This window comes from Meiothermus granaticius NBRC 107808 (genome assembly GCF_003574355.1).
GTDB classification, from domain to species: Bacteria; Deinococcota; Deinococci; order Deinococcales; family Thermaceae; genus Meiothermus; species Meiothermus granaticius.
In genome coordinates, this window is the sequence record NZ_QWLB01000020.1 from 45,118 (window position 1) to 65,812 (window position 20,695).

At 63.6% G+C, this 20,695-nt stretch carries 19 protein-coding genes; 5 read left to right on the forward strand and 14 right to left on the reverse strand.

Annotated features, from left to right (window positions below; genetic code table 11):
• Positions 1–46 precede the first annotated feature (46 nt).
• The gene (locus tag Mgrana_RS08595; RefSeq protein WP_119357201.1) at positions 47–961 is read left to right on the forward strand and encodes an Hsp33 family molecular chaperone HslO; all 915 of its coding nucleotides are present in this window, start codon (positions 47–49) and stop codon (positions 959–961) included.
• Between the two features lie 24 nt (positions 962–985).
• Here Mgrana_RS08595 and Mgrana_RS08600 read toward each other — a convergent pair whose 3' ends face one another.
• From Mgrana_RS08600 to Mgrana_RS08645, 10 genes are all read right to left on the reverse strand, one after another.
• Positions 986–1,810: a PIG-L deacetylase family protein gene (locus Mgrana_RS08600; RefSeq protein WP_119357202.1), complete on the reverse strand. Its 825-nt coding sequence runs from the start codon at positions 1,808–1,810 to the stop codon at positions 986–988.
• A 55-nt stretch (positions 1,811–1,865) separates the two neighbouring features.
• Entirely contained in the window at positions 1,866–2,909 is a 1,044-nt protein-coding gene (gene galK / locus Mgrana_RS08605; RefSeq protein WP_119357203.1) for a galactokinase, read from the reverse strand.
• 65 nt (positions 2,910–2,974) lie between these two features.
• Positions 2,975–4,675 (reverse strand): bifunctional metallophosphatase/5'-nucleotidase, encoded by a 1,701-nt coding sequence (locus tag Mgrana_RS08610; protein WP_119357204.1) that lies wholly within the window; start codon positions 4,673–4,675, stop codon positions 2,975–2,977.
• Between the two features lie 60 nt (positions 4,676–4,735).
• Positions 4,736–5,428, reverse strand: a complete 693-nt coding sequence (locus Mgrana_RS08615; protein ID WP_119357205.1) for an ABC transporter ATP-binding protein — start codon at positions 5,426–5,428, stop codon at positions 4,736–4,738.
• A gap of 24 nt (positions 5,429–5,452) precedes the next feature.
• Positions 5,453–6,592 carry an ABC transporter permease gene (locus Mgrana_RS08620; protein WP_119357206.1) on the reverse strand — a complete coding sequence of 380 codons (1,140 nt, stop codon included), beginning with the start codon at positions 6,590–6,592 and terminating at the stop codon, positions 5,453–5,455.
• A gap of 36 nt (positions 6,593–6,628) precedes the next feature.
• Positions 6,629–7,258 carry a hypothetical protein gene (locus tag Mgrana_RS08625; RefSeq protein WP_240631295.1) on the reverse strand — a complete coding sequence of 210 codons (630 nt, stop codon included), beginning with the start codon at positions 7,256–7,258 and terminating at the stop codon, positions 6,629–6,631.
• A gap of 64 nt (positions 7,259–7,322) precedes the next feature.
• Positions 7,323–8,624, reverse strand: coding sequence for an ABC transporter permease (locus Mgrana_RS08630; RefSeq protein ID WP_119357207.1), 1,302 nt, complete (start codon positions 8,622–8,624; stop codon positions 7,323–7,325).
• Positions 8,621–9,352 (reverse strand): ABC transporter ATP-binding protein, encoded by a 732-nt coding sequence (locus Mgrana_RS08635; protein ID WP_119357208.1) that lies wholly within the window; start codon positions 9,350–9,352, stop codon positions 8,621–8,623. The genes Mgrana_RS08630 and Mgrana_RS08635 overlap by 4 nt, the downstream gene beginning before the upstream one ends.
• Positions 9,353–9,355: 3 nt before the next feature.
• The gene (locus Mgrana_RS08640) at positions 9,356–10,687 is read right to left on the reverse strand and encodes an efflux RND transporter periplasmic adaptor subunit (RefSeq protein ID WP_119357209.1); all 1,332 of its coding nucleotides are present in this window, start codon (positions 10,685–10,687) and stop codon (positions 9,356–9,358) included.
• A gap of 79 nt (positions 10,688–10,766) precedes the next feature.
• Complete coding sequence (locus tag Mgrana_RS08645; RefSeq protein WP_119357210.1) at positions 10,767–12,428, reverse strand: M23 family metallopeptidase; 1,662 nt, start codon at positions 12,426–12,428, stop codon at positions 10,767–10,769.
• A gap of 116 nt (positions 12,429–12,544) precedes the next feature.
• Between Mgrana_RS08645 and Mgrana_RS17250 the strand changes: the two genes are divergently transcribed.
• The gene (locus Mgrana_RS17250; protein WP_119357211.1) at positions 12,545–13,129 is read left to right on the forward strand and encodes a ParA family protein; all 585 of its coding nucleotides are present in this window, start codon (positions 12,545–12,547) and stop codon (positions 13,127–13,129) included.
• A gap of 4 nt (positions 13,130–13,133) precedes the next feature.
• Here the strand turns inward: Mgrana_RS17250 and Mgrana_RS08655 are convergent, their stop codons facing one another.
• Positions 13,134–14,294, reverse strand: coding sequence for a MalY/PatB family protein (locus tag Mgrana_RS08655; RefSeq protein WP_119357212.1), 1,161 nt, complete (start codon positions 14,292–14,294; stop codon positions 13,134–13,136).
• A gap of 100 nt (positions 14,295–14,394) precedes the next feature.
• Between Mgrana_RS08655 and Mgrana_RS08660 the strand changes: the two genes are divergently transcribed.
• The 3 genes from Mgrana_RS08660 (at position 14,395) to Mgrana_RS08670 (ending at position 18,096) form a co-directional block, all read left to right on the forward strand.
• Positions 14,395–14,979 (forward strand): TRAP transporter small permease subunit, encoded by a 585-nt coding sequence (locus Mgrana_RS08660; RefSeq protein WP_119357220.1) that lies wholly within the window; start codon positions 14,395–14,397, stop codon positions 14,977–14,979.
• An 11-nt stretch (positions 14,980–14,990) separates the two neighbouring features.
• Positions 14,991–16,460, forward strand: a complete 1,470-nt coding sequence (locus tag Mgrana_RS08665; RefSeq protein WP_119357221.1) for a TRAP transporter large permease — start codon at positions 14,991–14,993, stop codon at positions 16,458–16,460.
• A gap of 106 nt (positions 16,461–16,566) precedes the next feature.
• Positions 16,567–18,096: a Na+/H+ antiporter gene (locus tag Mgrana_RS08670; RefSeq protein ID WP_170146433.1), complete on the forward strand. Its 1,530-nt coding sequence runs from the start codon at positions 16,567–16,569 to the stop codon at positions 18,094–18,096.
• Between the two features lie 38 nt (positions 18,097–18,134).
• Here Mgrana_RS08670 and Mgrana_RS08675 read toward each other — a convergent pair whose 3' ends face one another.
• The 3 genes from Mgrana_RS08675 to Mgrana_RS08685 all read right to left on the reverse strand — a co-directional run bounded on the left by Mgrana_RS08675 (position 18,135) and on the right by Mgrana_RS08685 (position 20,565).
• On the reverse strand, positions 18,135–19,217 hold the full coding sequence (locus tag Mgrana_RS08675) for a TRAP transporter substrate-binding protein (protein WP_119357214.1): 1,083 nt from the start codon (positions 19,215–19,217) through the stop codon (positions 18,135–18,137).
• A 152-nt stretch (positions 19,218–19,369) separates the two neighbouring features.
• Entirely contained in the window at positions 19,370–19,876 is a 507-nt protein-coding gene (locus tag Mgrana_RS08680) for a DUF4384 domain-containing protein (protein ID WP_119357215.1), read from the reverse strand.
• Between the two features lie 83 nt (positions 19,877–19,959).
• The gene (locus Mgrana_RS08685) at positions 19,960–20,565 is read right to left on the reverse strand and encodes a ribonuclease HII (RefSeq protein WP_119357216.1); all 606 of its coding nucleotides are present in this window, start codon (positions 20,563–20,565) and stop codon (positions 19,960–19,962) included.
• Between the last annotated feature and the right edge of the window lie 130 nt (positions 20,566–20,695).

Genomic DNA, 20,695 nt, shown 5'->3' on the forward strand with positions numbered 1-20,695 from the left:
TCTATCTCCCTATCTTTTCCCAGCCCCCGGCTACAATAAACAGGTTATGGGACGATTGATTCGCGGCCTCGCTGCCGAGGGGAATCTTCGGGTGCTGGCGGCGCTCACTACGGATGTGGTGGAGGAGGCCCGCTTGCGCCATGGCCTTTCTCCAACCCCTACAGCAGCCCTGGGACGGGCCATGACCGGGGCCCTGTTGTTGACCTTTTTGCTCTCCAAGACCCCCAAAGAGCGCATCACCCTGCACTTTCGGGGGGATGGGCCGCTGGGGGGGCCGATTGCCGAGGCCGCCCCGGATGGGTTGGTGCGCGGCTATGTGAAACAGCCCCACCTCGAGCCCCCGCTGCGCCCAGACGGCAAACTCAATGTGGGGGCGGCGGTGGGTCGGGGTGAGCTAAAGGTGGACCGGCTCCTGTCCAACCAAGAGATCTACCAATCCAGCACCGAACTCATCTCTGGGGAGATCGCCGAGGATCTGGCCCGGTATCTTTGGCAATCCGAGCAGGCCCCTTCAGCGGTGCTGTTGGGGGTGCGGGTATATGGACAGGGCGAGGTGCAGGTGGCCGGGGGGGTTGCGGTTCAGGTGTTGCCGGGTTGCCCGGACGAGGTGGTTCGGCGGCTCGAGGCCAACCTGCTGGCGCACCCCAGCCTTACCGACCTGCTGCTCGAGCGGGGGTTGGAGGGGTCGGTAGAAGCCCTGATGCAGGGGCTGGGGTACCAGGCCACCGATCTCAAACCGGTGGGCTACCGTGAGGGGTATATCCCGCTGCAGTTTGGCTGCCGCTGTACTCGAGAGCGGGCCCTCAACGCCTTGGTCTACTTCTCGCCCCAGGAGCGCCAAGAGATGATCGAGCAGGACGGGGGGGCCGAGGTGATCTGCCACTGGTGCGGTGACACCTATAGGATTACCCCCGATGAAATTCGCTCCCTGCGAGAGCTTCCGGAGGGGCCTCGAGCCTAGGCTGTTTTCTGGCAGATGGGCGCTCTATAGGCCCTCGAACATGTCCAGCAAGGGCCAGTGCGGCACCGGCCCGCGGGTTCCCCCCAGGGTAAAGGTCTCGACCGCCATCCACCCCTCCATCTGGGCTCGGCGTTCGGCGGGCATGGTCTCGGCTACCAGAGGGGCGAATTGGGAGCGGTGGGCCCGGATGGCGGCGAGCTTTTGGGGCAGGTATTCCTGCACGTTCAGGGTGAGGGCCAAAGTGCTCTCAGAGACCCCAAAGACCTGGGGATCCAGCCCCTCCATAACGCTGCGCTGGCCGCTCTTCTGCATCGCTGCGGCCCGTTCGACGGTGAAGGCGGTGTAAAACAACCGCCGAGGGGGGTGGGGCAAGATGCCGCTGCTGTAAAAGGCAGCGGTGGCCGCTCGGTGGATCACCAGATGATCCGGATGCCCATAGCCGCCGTGAGGGTCAAAGGTGAGGAGCACCGCTGGCTGTACCTGGGCGATCACCTCGCGGATTCTGGCCTCGACCTCCCAGAGCGGGGTGTTGTAGAGGGCCTGGGGATCGTCCTTGCGCAGCCGCTCATTGCGGCCAGAGTCGTGATAGCCCAGAAAGAGGGGGGGCTCGATCCCTAGAGCCTGGCAGGAGCGCTCGAGTTCAACCGTGCGGATGGCCGCCATATCCGGTGGGCTGCCATCGGGCAGAGCTAAGGTGGGGTCCTTGAGCTGTCCAACCTCCCCTCGGGTTGCGCAGGCCAGATACACCTTGTGCCCCATTCGGGCGTAATGCGCCAGGGTGCCCCCGGTGGGAAAGGCTTCGTCGTCGGGATGGGCGAATACGGCTAGGATCGTGGGAGGCTGGGCCATGAGCGGAGCTTACGCCACAAGCCCCTGCCCCAAAGGTTAAACGCCCCACAATGCCCTAGTAAAACCGGGCCCTGGGGTAATCTTGCCGCACCCCTTCCTCAAAAGCCCCGTACTGGGAGGCTTCCACCAGGGCCACGGTGGCCCCGCCAAACCCGGCCCCGGTAAGCCGGGCGCCAATGGCCCCGTGCTTCAGCTCGAGCGCGACCAGCTCATCAAGCTCGGGGATAGAAACCTCGTAATCGTCGCGCAGGCTGTGGTGCGAGGCCACCATTAGCTCCCCGAAGCGGCGGTAGTCCCCGGCCTCGAGGGCCTGTACCCCCTCCAGCACCCGGGCGTTCTCGGTGACCACGTGCCGCGCCCGGCGGTTGAGCGGCTCGGGCAGGGCCTCTATCCGCGGCAGATCCGAGAGCGAGAGCTCCCGCAGCAGCTTGACCCCCAGCAGCCCACAGGCCTGTTCACACTCGGCCCGGCGGGTGTTGTATCCCGCCTCGGCCAGGCGGCGGGGTATACCGGAGTCCACCACCGCCACGCGGTATCCCTTGGGCAGTGGGGCCAGTTTGTACTCGAGGCTCAGGGTGTCCAGAAATAGGGCATAGCCTGGCTTCCCCAGCGAGCTAGCCATTTGGTCCATAACCCCTACCCGCACCCCCACATACTCCACCTCGCCTTGTTGGGCCAGCAGCGCGATCTGCCGATCGTCTATGGGCAGCTGATATAAGGCCCGCAAAGCCCGCAGGACTGCGATCTGCAGGGCGGCTGAACTGGAGAGCCCCCCGGTCATCGGCACCTCGCTGCGGATGTAGGCCCTTAGGCCAGGAACCTCGTACCCATGCTGGCGCAACACCCACACACAGCCCGCCACATAGTCAAGCCAATCCCCTTGTTTGGCCATACCGAGGCTGCGCTGCTTGGTCTCCTGGAAGTTCTCGGCGTAGACCTCGAGGCCCGGGTGGGTGGATGCTTCCACCTGGGTCTGGTAAGGCAAAGGGGTGGGGAAGACGAAGCCGCCGTTGTAGTCGGTATGTTCCCCTAGTAGGTTGACCCGTCCTGGGGCCGAGACGCTCACTTGGGGATCTTGGGCGAAAACATCCTTGAACATCGGAGCCACAGCATACCGTTTTTGCGCCCTCGAGACCGGGGGGTCCAGGGGGGTTGGGTCAGGCCCTACGGGTTCATCACCGCGATGCGGTTGCGGGGGGTTATCCCCACGGGCCTTCCGGCCTGTTCCTGGGCCTTCAAGTAGGCCTGTAGGGCGTCCAGGTCGAGATCTCCCCCCAGCCGCTCGGTGCCCTCCTTGAAAACCACGAAATTATCCCCGCCATCGGCCAGAAAGCTGTTGACGGTGACCCGATAGGTCTGGCTGGGGTCAATGGGGGTGCCGTTTAGGCTCATCGCAGAGACTTTGCCCCCTTTAGGGGCTTTGGCGTCCCAAGTGTAGCTGAAGCCCTCTGAAACCTGAAGGATGCGGTTTTGGCCAGGGGCGGGGTTATCAAACTGCTGCTCGAGGGCGGCTTTGATCTGGGCCCCGGTGAGGGTCATTACCACCAGGCTGTTCCCAAAGGGCTGCACGGTGAAGGTGTCCCCGTAGGTCACGGAGGGGCTGGGGTTGGGGGGCAGGTTGGCCCGGATGCCGCCAGGGTTCATGAAAGCGATCACCGCCCCGCCCTTGGCTGGGTCGCGGGTAGCGAAGAGCTGCGCGTCCGCAATCACGTCGCCGAGGGCCGACTCTCCGGCCGGGGTCGGGTCGCGGGTGATCTGCGGGACAGCCAGCGTGGCAATGGGCTGTGCCGCGATGGCCTCGGTCATGGCCTTGGCTTTGCTCACAATCTGGCGGATGGCCGGATCGTTGGCGAACTTGCTGGGGTCCACGATGATCGGATGGGTGCGGATCGAGAGCAGCTTGTTTGCGGCCTTGTCGTAGATCAGGTCAATCTGCATCACCAGGTGGCCGTAGTAGTCGCTTTGGGTGACCAACCGTCCATCCACCCGGCACTGGTAGCCCTGATGGGTATGGCCCGAGATCACCAGGTCCACCGCTGGGCTGAGCCGTTTGGTGATGTCCACGATCTCGCCGGAGAGGGTGGTGCAGTCTTTGACGTAAAAAGGCTCTTTGGCCGTTCCGCCCTGGTGGATCAGGGCGACGATGACCTGCGCGCCTTGGGCCTTGAGTTCTGGAATCAGCCGGTTGGCGGTCTCGGCTTCATCAAGAAACTCGAGCCCCGCCACCCCCGCGGGCAGCACGATGCTCGGGGTCTCTTTGAGCACCAACCCGATGAAGCCGATCTTGACCCCACCCACCTCCTTGATCACGTAGGCTGGGAAAGCCGGCTTGCCGGTGGCTTTGACCCGAACGTTGGCGGCCAGGTACTGAAACTTAGCCCCTTCGTAGGGGCCAAACTTGCAGGCCTTGGCGGGATCAAAAGGCTCATCGCAACCCCCGTTTTGCAGGCGCAGCAGCTCTTTGTATCCCCGGTCGAACTCGTGATTGCCTACCGAGCTGAAGCTCATCCCTAGATCGCTCAGGGCTTTGAGGATGGGCTCATCGGCCAGGAGCGAGGAGACCAGTGGACTGGCGCCGATCAGATCCCCTGCCCCGACCAAAAGGGTGTTGGGGTTTTGGGCCTTGGTTTCCTTGACGATGGTGGCGATGGCCTCCACCCCTCCGGCTTGCAGCGAGACCCGCTTGCTGCGATCAGCAGGGTCTGGGTAGCTGAAGTTAGAGGGCAGCAGGTTGCCGTGAATGTCGTTGACCGCGAGGAGGGTGATGTCTACCGTGCGGTTTTGATTGGCCGGAATGCAAGCGGTAAGGATGAGCAACAGGGCCACGAGCAGGCCCAATGGCGAGGAGCGGGTCCAGTTTTTCATAGCACCTCCGCCCCCAGACTATACGTTTTCGGTCAGGTCGGGTGCATGAGGTTGGGGATGTCAGGGCGTGGGCAGCAGGGAAGGGATGATCTCCTCCCGGATCAGCTGCCCATCCCTGAGGTGCAGGATGCGCTCGGCCTTCTGGGCCAGCTCGAGGTCGTGGGTGACCAAAATCACCGTACGTCCCCCCTGGGCCTGGGCCCGCAGCAGCTCGATCACCTTGGCTCCGGAGGCGGAGTCGAGGTTGCCGGTGGGCTCATCGGCGAAGAGGATCGGCGGGTTGAGCGAGAGGGCCCGGGCGATGGCCACCCGCTGCTGCTCACCGCCGGAGAGCTTGTGGGGGAGGTGGTGCATGCGCCGCCCCATCCCCATGGCCTCCAGCAACTCCCCGGCCCGGGCCTGCCGCTCTTTGAGGCGTTTACCGGCCAGCATCATGGGGAAGGCCACGTTCTCGAGGGCGGTCAGGGTGGGGATGAGGTTCCACTGTTGAAACACGAACCCCATGTACCGAAGCCGCAGCTCCGAGCGCGCATCCTCGGACTGTTGGGAAAGCACCGTCTCCCCCAGCCGAACCTGGCCTTGATCGGGCAGGTCAAACCCGGCCAGCAGGTTCAGCAGGGTGGTTTTGCCCGAGCCCGAGGGCCCCACGATCGCGCTGAGCCCAGGCCCAAAGCGGTAGGTGAAATGGTCTACCGCCACGATCGCGGTATCGCCTTGAGGAAAACGCTTGTGTAGACCGATGGCCTCGAGCATACAAACCCCTACAGTATACGGGGCTTACACCCTTCCCAGGGCCTCGATCACCCGTAGCCGACTGGCCGTGCGGGCGGGGAAAAACCCGGCCAGAAGCCCCAGAATCACCGCAACCAGTAGGGCGAAGGCCGCCAGGCGAAAGGTCACGCTCGAGAGCGCCAACCCCACCTCACCCACGGTGTACCAGTTGACCCCTGCCGAGGCCACCTCCCCCAGCAGTAGCCCCAACACCCCACCGGCAACACCCAGCAGCAGCGATTCCAGAAGCACCAGACCGAAGATGAAGCGCCGCTTGGCCCCCAGGGCCCGCATCAACCCAAATTCGCGGATGCGCTCATACACCGACATCATCACGGTATTGGCCACCAGCAGCCCGCCCACGATCAAGGCCACCAAACTGATGCCAAACCGTACCAGGTCGGAGATGCGCACCGCTCGCTCGGCGAATTTGAGCACATCGCCGCTGGTCTGGGGGCTCACTTGAGGGATGCGGGCAGTGATGGCCTTGGCCACCTCCTCGGCTTTGTGGCCTGGGGCGATGGATACCGCGATGGCGGTGTAGTTCTGGGTGTCTAGGGCGGCCTGCAGGGCTTCCAGGGGAACATAGATCACGTTATCAGAGAGCCCTCCTGAGCCCTTCAAAATCCCCTCGACCTTCACCGATACCGTAGGTGAGATGCGCAGGGTCCGGCCTAGTCCCAAGCCGCTGCGGAGGGCGACCCGCTCGCCTAGGATGGCCCCTCGCGCCCCCGGAACCAAGACCCCTTGCTTGGCCTCGAGGCTGGGATTGATGCTCTGGGGGCCCAGGCCCTGGGGCAAGCCCTGAAAGATGAACGCGGTTTGGGGATCGAAGCCACCCCGGGTGAGCACCACGTAGGGGATGACCTGGGTGATCCCAAGCGGAGTGCGCAGGGCCTCGAGGCGCTTCAAGACCTCAGGGCGCAGCTCGGGGTAGCCGGGGCTAAAGGCATCTACCCCTTCCGGCAACACCAGAATGGCCGGGCCAACCCTGGATAGCTCAGCCCCTAAGGCTTTGCGCAGCCCCTCGCCAAAGGAGAGAAACAGCACCATTGAAGCGGTTGAAACCACGATCCCCAGCAGGGTGAGGATGCTGCGTACCGGACGGGCCCGGAGGTTTCGGTAGACCAGCGCCAGAACTTCCATCCCCCAAGAATACCGCCCTCTGCTGTGGGCCGCCTCCTAAGCTGCACGCTGGCCCAGCAAGGCGATGAGCGCCTCCAGGTTCTCTTTGGCCCGGCCCTCCTTGAAGGGGTTGAAGGGCTTGCCCTCCTGTAGGGCCTGGAAAAGCCCGGCTCGAGACCCTCCTTGGCGGGTTTGCCCGCTGCGCTGGCCTCCCAGTCCGCCAATGGGGGGTGCGCCCGGTAGGCGCACCCCGCCCTGACCCTGCTGCCCCTGGGCTTGGGTCCGCTGGCGTAGCTGCTCCTCCCGGGCCAGCCGGGTGGTGTCCATCCACTGGAGCTGGGCATCGGTCAGGATGGTGTCCTCGATGGTGCTGAGGATCTTATCGGCCTCGGCGGGTTTGAGGTCGCTCCGGGTCGTCAGGCCTTTGAGCAGGGGCAGCAGCTTCTGGGCCTGGGCTTTGCTGAAGGCCAGGCCCTTCTGCCGGTCTAGTTCGTTCATCAAGGCCACCGACTGGGTGAGGTCAAAAACCGGGCGGTAGGCTTGTAGCTTCTTGCGCATCTCGTCGCTCATCCCGGTTCTACCCCCAGGGGAGCTGGGCGCGGGAGTGGGGCTTTGGGCCAAGCCAACCCCTAGGGCCAGCATGGCAATCATCATCCAGAGGGTTTTGTGTACGTGAAGGGTGGGCATGACCTTATGGTGGGCCAGTTGCGTGAAGAAGCGGTGGAGGCTTGGTGTAGGACGGGATCGGGTTTCATTCATAGCGCAGGGACTCCACTGGGTCGAGCCGACTGGCCCGAAGGGCGGGATACAGGCCAAAGAAGATGCCTACCGCAGCCGCGAACACAAAGGCCAACAGGATCGGCCCCCCGGTGATGACCGGGGTGATCTTGAGGGCCGGGCCGGCCAGGTAGGCCAGGCCAAACCCCGCCAGGATTCCGAGGATCCCCCCTCCCACCGAAAGCACAAAGGCTTCGACCAAAAACTGCATCAGGATGTCTCGAGGTTTAGCCCCCAGGGCCTTGCGGATGCCAATTTCCTTGGTGCGCTCGGTGACCGAGACCAGCATGATGTTCATGATGCCAATCCCCCCGACCAGCAGGCTAATTGCGGCAATACCGCCCAAAAAGAGGGTCAGGGTTTGGGTGACCTGATTGACCGAGGCCAGGGCATCGGCCTGGTTTTGCACGCTGAAATCGTAATCGTTGGGATCGGTTTTCTTGTGGCGGGTCGCCAGGAGGTCGGTGATGCGGTTTTTGAGGTCATCTAATTGGCTTTTATCCGCGGCTTGGACAAACACCGCGGAAACCTTGACCACACCGCTACTGTCAGCCCGCCCCAGGCGCTGGATGTAGGTGGAAAGCGGGATTAAAACGTTGTAATTGGGGGTAGCGAAGCCAGAGTTGCCCTTGTCCGGCAGAACCCCCACCACCGTGAAGCTGACTCCGGCGATGCGCATTCGCTGGCCTAGCGCCGCCTGGGAGCTGCCAAAGAGGTCTTGTGCCACCTGATACCCGATCACCGCAACCCGTTTGCGCCCGGCGTTGTCCGCCTCGGTAAAGAAGCTTCCAAACTCGGGTTGGGCGTTGCGCACGCTGGCGTAGTCCGGCCAAGTCCCCACGATCGCCGCGCTGGTGTTGTTGGCCTCATACTTGACCTGTGCGTTGCGCTGCAGGGTAGGGGCGATCCCCACCACCTCCGTGCCAAGGGCCCGGATGGCTTCGGCGTCCTTGAGGGTGATGTTCTGGGGCCCCCCTTGCCGCACCAGCCCACCCGGCCCCCCCCGGGTATTGGTTTCGCTCGAGACCGTCAGCAGGTTGGTGCCCAGGCTTTGCAGGCTTTTGGTGATGTTGGCGGTTGAACCGGTACCGATGGCGGTGAGGGCGATCACCGAAGCCACCCCGATGATGATGCCCAGGGTGGTGAGCGCGGAGCGCAGGGGATTGGCCAAGATGGCTCGCCAGGCGATGGAAACGGTGCGCAGGGGGTTGAGCCCCCCCAGCCTCGAGCGGGGCTGAACCGGGGCGGTTTGGGGAAGCTCTCGAGCCGGGTTCATCGGTAGACCTCCCCGGTCACCCGCTTGCGGTTGGGGTTGGGTTGATCCGACTCGAGCCTGCCGTCTCGGATCCGCACAATGCGCTCGGTGTACTCGGCAATATCCGGTTCGTGGGTGACGATGATGACCGTGGTGCCCTCATCGTTGAGCTCTTGAAACAGCCCCATGATCTCGGTGCTGGTTTTGGAGTCGAGGTTGCCGGTGGGCTCATCGGCCAGCAGCAGGGCGGGGCGCATGGCCAGGGCCCGGGCGATGGCCACCCGCTGCTTTTGTCCACCGGAGAGCTGGGAGGGGAGGTTGCGCTCCTTGCCGGAAAGCCCCACCCGGCTCAGCACCCCCAAGGCCCGTTCGCGCTGCTGGGCGGCGCTAAACCCGGCATAGGTCATGGGGACCTCCACGTTTTCCAACACGCTCATCCGAGGCAGCAGATGAAAAGCCTGGAACACGAAACCGATCTCCTGATTGCGCACCTCGGCTCGCTCGTTCTCGCTCAGCTCGGTTACGTCCTGGCCCCGCAGCACGTACCGACCCGAGGAGGGTTGGTCGAGGATTCCGATGATTTGCATCAGGGTGGTTTTGCCCGAGCCCGAGGGCCCCATCAGCGCGACCATCTCCCCCTCGAGGATCTCCAACGAGATGCCCCGCAGGGCCTCAAACTGGGCTTCGCCCAGGTCGTACACCTTGTGGATCTCGTGTAGCTGGACTACGGGACTGCGCGGGGTCTTCATGGCCTACCTCAGCGGAGCCGTACCGAAGCTGTTGGAGCGGGAGCCTGAACTCGAGGCGCCTCGAGCCGGCAACACCACGGTCTCGCCGGGCTGCAGCCCACGGGTGACCACGAGGGTGGTGCCATCGTCGGGGCCGACGGTGATCCGCCGCTCTTCGGTGCTGCCATCGGCCCGTTGGACCTTGACATAGGCCCGGGTGCGCACGGTTTGCACCGCCCGCTTGGGAATCTGCACCGCATCGGGAATCTCCTGAATCAGGATCTCACCCTCTGCCGTCATGCCGGGTTTGAGCAGGTGCTCGGGGTTGGGCACGTTGACCGTGACGTAGAAGATGGCGATGTTTTGCACCACCGTGGCGCTGGGGGTGATGCCGGTGACCGTGCCGGTAAAGCTGCGGCTGGGAAAAGCGTCTAAAGTTACCTCGACTTTCTGGCCCTGTTTGACCTGAGAGATCTCGGTTTCGTCGATCTGTACCGGAAGATCTACCGAGGAGTCGTCAATCAAGGTGAGCAGGGCGGTGCTGCCGCTGATGCTGGCGCTCACCCCCACCCCTCCCACCTGGGCATTAACCGCCGAAACGGTGCCGTTGAAGGGGGCGTAGAGCTTGGTGTTGGCCAGATCCTGCTGGGCATTTTTGAGGGTCAGGGCGGCCTGGTCTACGGCGAGTTGCAGGTTGCGCAGGTCCTGCGCGTTGCCGGATTGCTTGAGCGGCAGGGCGGCTTTGGCCGCCTCGAGGCCCACCCGAGCGCTTTGGACATTGGCCTGGGCCTGCTCGAGGTTGCGCTGGGCGGTGATGAGCTCCTGTTGGGTGGCCCCCCCGATGGCATAGATCCGCTGGGTGGCGGCCAGGCTGGTCTGGGCGTTTTCGAGCTGGCTGAGGGCGGTGGTGTAGGCGGCTTGGGCGCTGGCGATGGCCTGCTCCTGGCTGTTGATCCCGGTGGCTTGGGAGGCGCGGGCGCTCTCGAGCTGGGCCTTGGCTTTCTCGAGGGCCAGCTGGGCATTCTCCACCGCCCGCTGGTAGGTGCTGGGGTCAATCTGGGCAATCAGCTGGCCTTTGGTCACCCGGTCCCCCACTTTGGGGAGGTAGAGGATGGTGCCCTGCACCTGCGGCTTGAAATCCACGCTTTGGTGAGCGGCCAGGGTTCCCGGACCGGTCACCGAGACGCGGAAAGTACCCTGGATGGCCGTGGCGGTTTCCACCTTGGGCTGGGCTGCTGAAGCCGCAGGCCGCCGGATCCACCAGACACCCCCCAGGGCCGCCGCCAGCAAAACGATCAGCAGCACCCACAACCAGGAACGCGATCTGCGCCTGGATCGGACTTGAACGGTACTCATAAGCCTTTTTATTGTGCGGAAGGAGTATGTAGGAATGGTGGAGCCACGGTGAAATTTGTTGGGCGGTTTGTCCACTTGCCTATGGCAGCGCAGTGACCCACAGATTGCGGTCCTTGAGGTTGACAAAGACCACTGCCCTGCCATCGGGCGAGACCTGCCAGTCACCGTTGCTCATCTTGGTGCCGAGGTCGGCGAGGGCTCGAGCCTGCCCGGTTTTAAGGTGGTACTCCCGCAGTACGTGGGTTTCCACGCCGGGCTGCAGTTCGATGTAGACCAGCCGCTGGGCATCGCGCCACTGATAGGCTCCAAAGAAGTTGAGCCTTTGCTTTTCGCCGTTCCGCTGGAGAAGCCATAGGCCGTTGCGCTCAGGCCGATCAAAGGCGGTGTAGTAAGCGATGTGGTTTCCTCCAGGGCTGGGCTGGATGCCGCGGAAGTTCAGGGCCTGGCTCAGTACCCGGCGCTGACCGCTGGAGAGGTCCAGGGTCTCGAGGCTCCGAAGGGGGTCTTGGGGGGAACGCTTGCCGGAGAGGAGCAGGGTGTGTTCATCGAGCCAGGCCACCGCCCCACCGCCATATACCGTGGCCAGCTGGCGGGGGGCTTCGCCGGGTTTGGCCACCCAGACCTGACCCCTGCGCACATCGTAGTTGCCCGAGCTGGCGCTCACCGTCCAGGCCATCTGCTGCTCCCCCGGCGACCACAGCACTGGGGTTCCTGCGGTATCGAGGGCAAACTCCTGGCCGCTCGAGAGCCGTTGGAAACGGCTGGGCTGGCCGGGAACCTGGGCATAGGTGAAGGCTGGGGAAAAATAGGCCACCGGAAGGTAGGCCCTGGGCTCCGAAGGCTGGGCTACCGAGACCCCGTAGTAGGCGGTCTGGCCTGCCCGGCGGTCTATGAACAGCACGTGGCGGCTGTCTGGGCTCCAGATGGGGTTGACGCAGCATCCCCCCTCGGTCAGCCGGTAGGGGCCTGGGGCATAAGCGGTGGGTTTGAGGGCGGCAGGGCTTCGGGGTAAGCCAGGAAAGCGGCCCAAGGGTCCGGCTGGGCCGCTGCGGCTGGGGTCGGGCGGCCAGGGATGGGTGAAATTCGCCAGCGGGGGCCCTCCGCGCCGGGCCTGGGGCTGCTGGTCGGGTTGCTGCCACTTGCGGGGGTCCTCCAGGTCTCGTTCAAAGCTGCGGGAAAATCCGGTCAGCAGCAAGGTGGGCCAGTCCGCGGCGAGGTAGGGCAGGGGGTTGAACAGCCGGGTGTGCGAGCGATCGCGGATCTCCAGGTGCAGGTGGGGGGCTGAGACGCAGGTGAGCTGTGAATCCCCCGATAGCGCGACCACCTGCCCACGCTTGACCTTGGCCCCGACCTCGAGGCTGGGGCGGCGCAGTAGGTGCCCGTAGAGGCTGGATACCCCGTTTCCATGGTCAATGACCAGGTTGTGCGGTGGGGAGCCATGAGGGCCATCCACCTCCACCACCGTCCCATCGCCGATGGCCCGCACTGGGGTGCCACAGGGGGCGGAGAAGTCCAGACCAAAGTGGATGCCCTGGATGGCAGCGTACAGGCTGCGGGCTTGACGGTAGGCCCCCACGGTGTTGCCGTAGGGCTGGCCCAGCAGCCAGGTGTTGGGGCCGGGAGGGTCGGCGAAGGGCAGGCTGAACTGCCCCTGGGGTTTGGCCATGGGGGTCTCGGGCCAAGGGGGGGCTGTATGGGCCAGGGCCACCCCTGCCAATAGCCCTACCAGCAACCGCTGCATGTCTTTAGGTATAGCCCCTGACGGTGTGTTGGGTCTGAGGGCGCCCGACTTGGGGTCTGAGGGCGCCCGACTTGCCCCGGCTCGTATTGAACCCCCAGAGCCGATATAGTCAGGGTATGCGCCTTCTGGTGACCTCGCTCAAAGGAGGGGTGGGGAAGACCACCACCGCCGTTCACCTGGCCGCCTTTTTGCAGACCCAAGGCCCCACTTTGCTGGTGGATGCCGATCCCGCCGAAGGCGCCTTGATCTGGGCCCGGCAGGGGGCAGGGCTGCCCTTTGAGGTGGTTTCACCGGAGGAGGCCCGACCCAAGCGCTATTCGCATGTGGTAATTGATACCCGGGGCCATCCTAAGGGCAAAACCCTGCGCGAGTATGGCGATAAGGCCGACCGGGTAATTATCCCCACCACACCGGGGGCTCTGTCGCTGGTCAGCCTCGAGCAGTTTCTAAAGGAGCTGGGGGATCTGCCGGTGAAAGCCCTGGTGACGATGGTTCCGCCTTTTCCCTCGCTGGATGGGCTGCGCACCCTGAACTATCTGCGGGCCAAGCGGATTCCGCACTTCCGTACGGTGATTCGCCGGCTGGCCGCCTATGAAAAGGCTGTGGTGGCTGGAAGCGTGGTGCAGCAGGTGCACGATCCTCGAGCCGAGCGGGCCTGGGAGGACTACCTGGCGGTGGGCCGGGAACTGCTGGGGCGCTGAGCGCCTAATCAATGGATTCCGCGACCTTGGCGATGCGCTCGAGCGCCTCTTGCACAATCTCCCGCGGGGTGGCGAAGTTGAGCCTCAAGTACCCCTGATAGCCCGGCCCAAAAGGGGGGCCATCGTTGAGCGCCACCTTGGCCTGTTTGAGCATCACCTGGTATACGTCCTTGGCGAAGGGGAAGGCGGTGAAGTCCAGCAGGGCCAAGTAGGTGCCCTGGGGGGGCACGTACCCCACTTGAGGCAGGCGGGTACGCAAAAAATCTCCCAGGAAGTCGCGGTTGCCCCGCAGGCGCTCGAGGGTTTGCTGCAGCCAGACCTGTCCGGATTCAATCCCCGCCCGCCACATGGCCATGCTCATCACGTTGGGGTGACCCATGACCCCTTTGGTGGCTTGTTTCATCCGCTCCAGCAGGGCCTTGTTGTGGCTGATGGCCACCCCACCGCCCAGCCCGGCGGTGTTGTAGGTTTTGCAGGGGCCGCTGAGGGTGACGGTGCGGGCGGCAATCTCACCATTAAGCGAGGCGATGGGGATGTGGGGGCCTTCGTAGACCAGGTTGGCCCACAGCTCATCGCTCATCACCCACAACCGGTGCCGCAGGGCGAACTCGGCCAGGCGTTCCAGTTCCTCCCGGCGAAACACCCGCCCGGTGGGGTTTTGCGGGTTGCACAGCATCAGCAGCCGGGTGGCCGGTGAGACCAGCCGCTCGAGCTCTTCGAAATCAATCTCCCAGCCCTGGGGGGTGCGCACCATTGGGCTGTGCTTGGGGATGCGCCCGTAGTCGTTGATCGCGCTCAGAAATGGGGGGTAGACCGGGGTCAGGGTGAGGACTTCCTCGCCGGGGCTGGTCAGGCCGAGCACGGTGGCATAGATGCCCGGCACCACGCTGGAGGTTAGCCAGAGGTTTTCCGGCTCGAGGCCCTTTAAGCCGTGCTTGCGCTCCTGCTCCGTGAGGATGGCCTGCAGGAGCAGGGAATCCCCCTGCCCTTTGGGATAACCAATCCCGTAGCGCAACCGCTCCATCAGGGCTTGGGTGATCTCGGGGGCGATGGGAAAATCCATGTCGGCCACCCATAGCGGCAGCACATCTTCGGGGTAAAGGTGCCATTTGACCGAGTAGCCGTGGGGATCGCGCAGGGCAGCGGGGTTCAGATCGTCGGGCATGGCTAGAGTCTATCCTGATTTGGGTGTGCTTACACCCGTTGACCCCACGCCAGAGCAGAGGGTTAGAATGGGCCCAACCCAAAACCGGGAGGCCCAACAGGTGAATGCTTTGCTGCAAATTGCTCGAGCGATTGACGCATTGAACCTCAACGTGAACCGGGTGGTGATCTGGTTGGTGTTGCTCGCCACCCTGGTTTCAGCGGGCAACGCGGTGGTGCGCTACGCCTTCAACACCAGCTCGAATGCCTGGCTCGAGCTGCAATGGTTCATGTTCTCGGCCATCTTCTTGCTGGGGGCGGCCTATACCCTACAGAAAAACGGCCATGTGCGGGTGGATGTGCTCTACAGCCGCTATTCCCCGCGCCTGCAGATCTGGGTGGACTTGCTGGGGGGGTTGTTGTTCTTAATCCCCACCTGCATCGTGATCATCGTCACCACGGTGCCCTGGGTGACCAATTCCATCAAGATCATGGAGAACTCTCCCAACCCTGGGGGCCTGCCCTGGTGGCCGATCAAGCTGCTTTTGCCGGTGGCGATCTTCTTGCTGTTGCTGCAGGCCATCTCCGAGGTCATCAAGCGCATTGCCATGCTCACCGGCCATCTGCCCCCCACCCAGTACATCCCCGATGAGGAGGCCGAGATCCTCGAGCTCAAAGAAGTGGTGGAGAAAAAGGAGCACCCGTGAGCTTTGAAATCATGGCCCCGCTGATGTTCGTGGGGCTGATCGTCTTTCTGCTGCTGGGGTATCCGGTGGCCTTCAGCTTGGGGGCCGTAGGGCTGCTGTTTGGTTGGATCGGGGTGCGGCTGGATTTTCTCCAGCCGGTTTTCTTGCAGAACATCCCCTTTCGCATCTTCGACACCATGCAGAACCAGACCCTGCTGGCGATCCCTTTCTTCACCTTCATGGGGCTGATCCTGGAGCGCAGCGGGATGGCCGAAGACCTCCTGGACACCATGGGCCAGCTCTTTGGTCGGTTGCGCGGGGGAATTGCCTATGCGGTGGTGATTGTGGGGGCTATGCTGGCGGCTACCACCGGGGTGGTGGCGGCCTCGGTCATCGCCATGGGGCTGATCTCGCTGCCGGTGATGCTGCGCTATGGCTACAGCCCGCGAATCGCCGCTGGGACCATCGCAGCCTCGGGCACCCTGGCCCAGATCATCCCGCCCAGCCTGGTGCTGATCATTCTGGCCGACCAACTGCGCATCTCGGTGGGGGATATCTACCGGGGGGCGTTCCTGCCGGGGCTGATCATCTCTGGGCTCTATATGGCCTATATCCTGATCGTGAGCTTCATCAACCCCAAAGCGGTACCGGCGCTGCCAGCCGAGGTGCTCGAGCGCCGGGGACGGGGCCAGCCCCTGGGCCCACAGCTCCTCCAACACGGCCTGTTCACCCTGGGGGTGATCGGTGTGGACCTCTGGCTGACCCATTGGGCCAACCCCGTCACCATCGGAGCGCTGATACTGGCCAACCTGCTGATCCTGTGGATTCGCCGATCGATAGGGGAGGTTTTGGCCCGGCGGGCCATGGTGGCCTTGGTGCCCCCGCTGGTGCTGATTTTTTTGGTGCTGGGGACCATCTTTTTGGGGATCGCTACCCCCACCGAGGGCGGGGCCATGGGGGCGACCGGAGCCTTGCTGCTGGCCATTGTGAAGCGCAAGTTTAGCCTGCGCATTCTGCTCCAGGCCATGGAGGCCACCGCCCGACTGACCTCTTTTGTGGCCTTCATTCTGGTGGGCTCGAGGATCTTCAGCCTGGTCTTTGTGGGGGTGCGGGGGGATGAGTGGGTGGAGGGTTTGCTCAAGGCCTTGCCGGGCGGCGAGGTGGGCTTTTTGGTGGTGGTCAACCTCTTCATCTTCTTTATCGCGTTTTTCCTGGACTACTTCGAGATCGCCTTCATCATCATCCCGCTGATCGGGCCGGTGGCTGAGTCGTTGGGCATTAATTTGGTCTGGTTCGGGGTGATGATTGGGGTCAACCTCCAGACCTCCTTCATGCACCCGCCCTTTGGTTTTGCCCTGTTCTACCTGCGCAGCGTGGCCCCCCCCAGCCTAAAGACCTCGAGCATCTACTGGGGGGCCATCCCGTTTGTGCTGATTCAGCTCATCATGGTGTTTTTTGTGATCTTCAACCCCTGGATTGTGACCAACTGGATCTCCAAATAGCCCCGGTGAGGGGTTGCTCGGCGATGCGGTGCTTTTTAGGGCGCTCTCCACATATTGAGAGCCATCCGGCTTCGTCTGTGAAGGGCGCGATAGAATGGGCCGATCTATGGAAGCCACTTCGTTGGTCGAGCTGGGTTTGGTGGCCTGTGCGGTGGCCTTGGGTACGTATTTCTTTCGGGTTCCCTACACCATCGGCTTGGTGCTGGCCGGGCTGGCGCTGAGCTTCTTTCATGCCCTCGAGATTCACCTTTCCAAAGAGCTGATCCTGCTGCTGTTCTTGCCCCCCCTCCTTTTTGAAGGGGCTTTGCACATGGAGCTGGGGCAGTTGCGGCGTTATGCCACCCCGGTGGGGTTTCTGGCCTTGGCGGGAACGCTGATTACGGCCCTGTTGATCGCGGCCGGGGCGCACTATGGGCTGGGCTTGCCCTGGAGCTTTGCCCTACTGCTGGGGGTGATCCTCTCGCCTACCGACCCGGTGAGCGTGTTGGCCATGTTCAAGCAGTACGGTGCGCCCAAAGGGTTGCAGACGGTGCTCGAGGGCGAGAGCGTGTTCAATGACGGGATTGGCATTGTGCTGTACCTGATCGTACTGCAAGGGATTGCCGGGCCTCCGGTGGGGCTAGGGGAAGGGGTGCTCGAGTTCCTCAAGGTGGCCTTGGGTGGGGCGGCGGTGGGGTTTGCTCTGGGGTACTTGGTTCACCGGCTGCTGGGGCAGATCAACGACCACCTGACCGAGGTGATGATCTCGGTGGTGCTGGCCTTTGGCTCGTACATTTTGGCCGAGAACCTGCACTTCTCCGGGGTGGTCTCCACGGTGGTGGCCGGACTCATCATCGGCAACTATGGCACGGTGTTCTCGATGAGCCCCACCACCCGGCTCTCGCTGCTCAACTTTTGGGCGGTGGTGGCTTTTCTGGCCAACTCCGCGGTGTTCTTGCTGATCGGTTTGGATTTCGACCTGGCTCGAGCGGGCGGAAACGCTGTGGCCATCGGGGTGACCGTGTTGCTGGTGCTGTTGGCCCGGACCCTGGCGGTCTACAGCCTCCTCCCGCTCTCTAACCGCCTGGTGCGCCCCAGCCGGCGAATCCCTTGGGCCTGGATGCACGCCATCAACTGGGGTGGACTGCGGGGCACCATTCCCATCGCCCTGGTGCTGGGATTGGAGCCAGGGCTGCGCCAGGTAGGGGGGGTTCACCTCACCACGGTGGTCTTTGCGGTCGCCCTGTTCTCGCTGGTGGTTCAGGGGCTCAGCATGAAGCCGCTGTTGCAGCGCTTGGGTCTGATTGGGGTGAGTGCGGAGCGACTGGAGTATGAGACCCAGCTGGCCCGTACCATTGCCCTGGGGGCGGCTCTCGAGGAGGCACGCCAGCTAGAGCAGCGCGGCGAGGCCAGCCCCGAGCTGCTCGAGGCGACTCGGCAGCGATTGGCCGAGGAGCGCGAGGCGGTGCTGCGGGACCTCGATCAGGCCGTGCACAGCCGCGAGAGCCTACGGGATCATGAGGCCCTCCGGCTTCAGCGGCACCTGGGTCTAACCCAGAGGGCCGCTGTGGCCGATGCCCTGCGGCGCGGCCTAATTAGTGAGGAAGCGGCGGCCACGCTGAGCGAGGAGCTCGATGCCCAGCTCGAGGAAGGATAAACCCTCCGCCCTAGGGCGGAGGGTTGGGGGGCTCGAGGTCAGATGCCGGCGAAGGCGAACTGCTCATAGGGCAGCTCGGTGACCGCCATGGTGCGGTACTGATCGTCGCGGAAAGCCTTCCAGGGGGTGTAGATCTTCTTGAAGGAGGGGTTTTTGCCCGATTCCTCCTCATAGATGTCAAAGGAGGCCTTTTGTGCAGCCTTGAGGATCTCGTTGGAGAACTTGCGCAGCTTGACCCCGGCCTTGAGCAGCCGTTGCAGGGCGGCGGGGTTTACCGCGTCATAGTTGGCCAGCATCCGCACGTTGGCCTCGGCTGCGGCGGTTTCAAAGGCGGCTTGGTAGTCCTTGGGCAGCTTCTTCCACTGGTCGTTGTTGACCAGGAAGGAAAGGTTGGGCCCGGGCTCCCACCATCCAGGGTAGTAGTAGTATTTCGCGATCTTGTACAGCCCCAGCTTCTCGTCGTCATAGGGGCCAACCCACTCCGCGCCATCAATGGTGCCGCGTTCCAGGGACTGGTAAATCTCTCCACCGGGAATGGCCTGGGGCACCATCCCCAACCGCGCCCAGACCTGTCCGCCGATTCCCGGAATACGGAACTTAATCCCCTTTAGGTCGGCCACGGTGTTGACTTCCTTGCGCCACCAGCCTCCCATCTGCGCTCCGGTGTTGCCCCCGGGGAAGTTGGTCACGTTGAAATCCGAGAGGAAATCCCGTATCGCCTCCACGCCCCCGCCGTAGTAGAGCCAGGCGTTTTGCTGCCGGGCGGTGAGGCCAAAGGGCAGCGAGGTATCGAAAGCCATGGTTAGGCTCTTGCCTACGTAGTAATACATTGCGGTATGGCCGCACTCCACGGTGCCCTGCTGCACAGCGTCCAGCACCTGAAAGGCCGGAACGATCTCCCCGGCCGGGAAGGCCCGGATCTGAAACTTGCCATCGGTGAGATCGCTAACCCGCTTGGTGAGCACCTCGGCAGCCCCATAGATGGTGTCCAGGCTTTTGGGAAAGCTGCTGGCCAGCCGCCAGCGGATGGTGGGGGCGGTCTGGGCAAACACGGGCCCAAAAACTGTACTGGCGGCCACTGCACCGACGCCGGCTTTTTTCAGGAAATCCCTACGCTTCATCGCTCCTCCGTAGAAAAACTGGATTTACCCCACTTATTTTGCTGCGAGGTGATTATATGCAACCTGGATGGGCGGGTTCAAGCCGTGTAGGTAGAACGCCAGGGCCCCCAAAAAACATCCCCTCAGCAGAGGGGATGGGGCTAGACGGGCGGTTAGCGGATGTAGAAATAGGTTTCGGCCACATCGCGTATTCGCGCCCCGGTCTGGCGCAGGTAAATCGAGGTCTGGCGGTCCCAGGTCTCGTAGGTATAGACCCCTGAGAAGGTGAAGCCAGGGGGGTAGGGGCTATCGGTGTAGATGGCCCGCACCCGCTCGAGGCCCCGCGGGGGGCGCAGTTGGAAGCCAAAGTTGGGGTTGCCCTGCGGCCCTGAGAGGAGATGGCTTCCGGCTTGCAGGTAGTAGCGGCTGAACTCGTAGGTCTGGCCGTTGGGGTCAATCGCCACCAGGGCGACATACCCTGGGCGATCGAGGCTGAGGTAGAACTTGACGAATTCGCCTACGAAGTAGGTGCTTCCCGGCCCGCGGTCGGGCTCGAGGCGGATGATGGTAGGGGTTAGGTCTACCCCGAAGCGCAGGTTTACCCGGGCCCCTCCTTGAGTGGTCACCGTACAGGCCGACAACAGCCCGGCCAGCCCCAGAAAAAGCATCAGTTTGCGCATGCCAACCTCCTGGCCTGAGTCTATGAGCTTAGCTGAACCCCGGCTGAAGTCCGGACTAAAGCGGGCTTTAGACTCGGCCTGGCCTAAGCGGGGTTGAGGAGCGGTACCTGGGCTACCGGGGCGAAACTCCGGCGGTGCTGGTCGCAGGGGCCAAAGCGGTGCAGGGCTTGGAGATGGGCCGGGGTTCCATAGCCTTTGTGGGCAGCGAAGCCGTACTGGGGATAGGTCAGGCTGAGCTCGAGCATGTACCGATCGCGGGCCACCTTCGCCAGGATGCTGGCCGCGGCCACGCTGGGGCTGTCGCGGTCAGCCTTGGCGGGGGCCAACAGGGGAAGCTCGGTGCTGAGCTTTAGGTAGTCGGTGAGGAGCGCTTGGGGCCTGGGGGCGAGCTGCTCCAAAGCCCGGGCTGCGGCCAGATGGGTGGCCCGCAAAACGCCCACCGTATCCACCTCGGCGGCACTGGCAAACCCCACCCCCCAGGCTAAGGCTACCGCCTGAACCTCGAGCCTCAGCTCCTCGCGCTGGGCGGGGCTAAGGGTTTTAGAGTCCCGAAAGGGGTAGCGCCCTGTCCCAGGCAAAATTACCGCTGCGGCCACCACCGGCCCGGCCCAGGCCCCCCGCCCGGCCTCGTCCACTCCCGCCACCCGCAGGCCCTGCGCCCACCAGGTTGCTTCTGGAACCTCAGCCATGCTGGAAACAGCTTACCGCCCTGGGTGGGCGGGGAAAACCCTCCGCTTACCGGACCTGGGTTTTGCGGGTAGTAGGATGACCTGAGATGAGGACGCGCTATTCCGCAGAGTATTTTGGGCCGGTAGATGT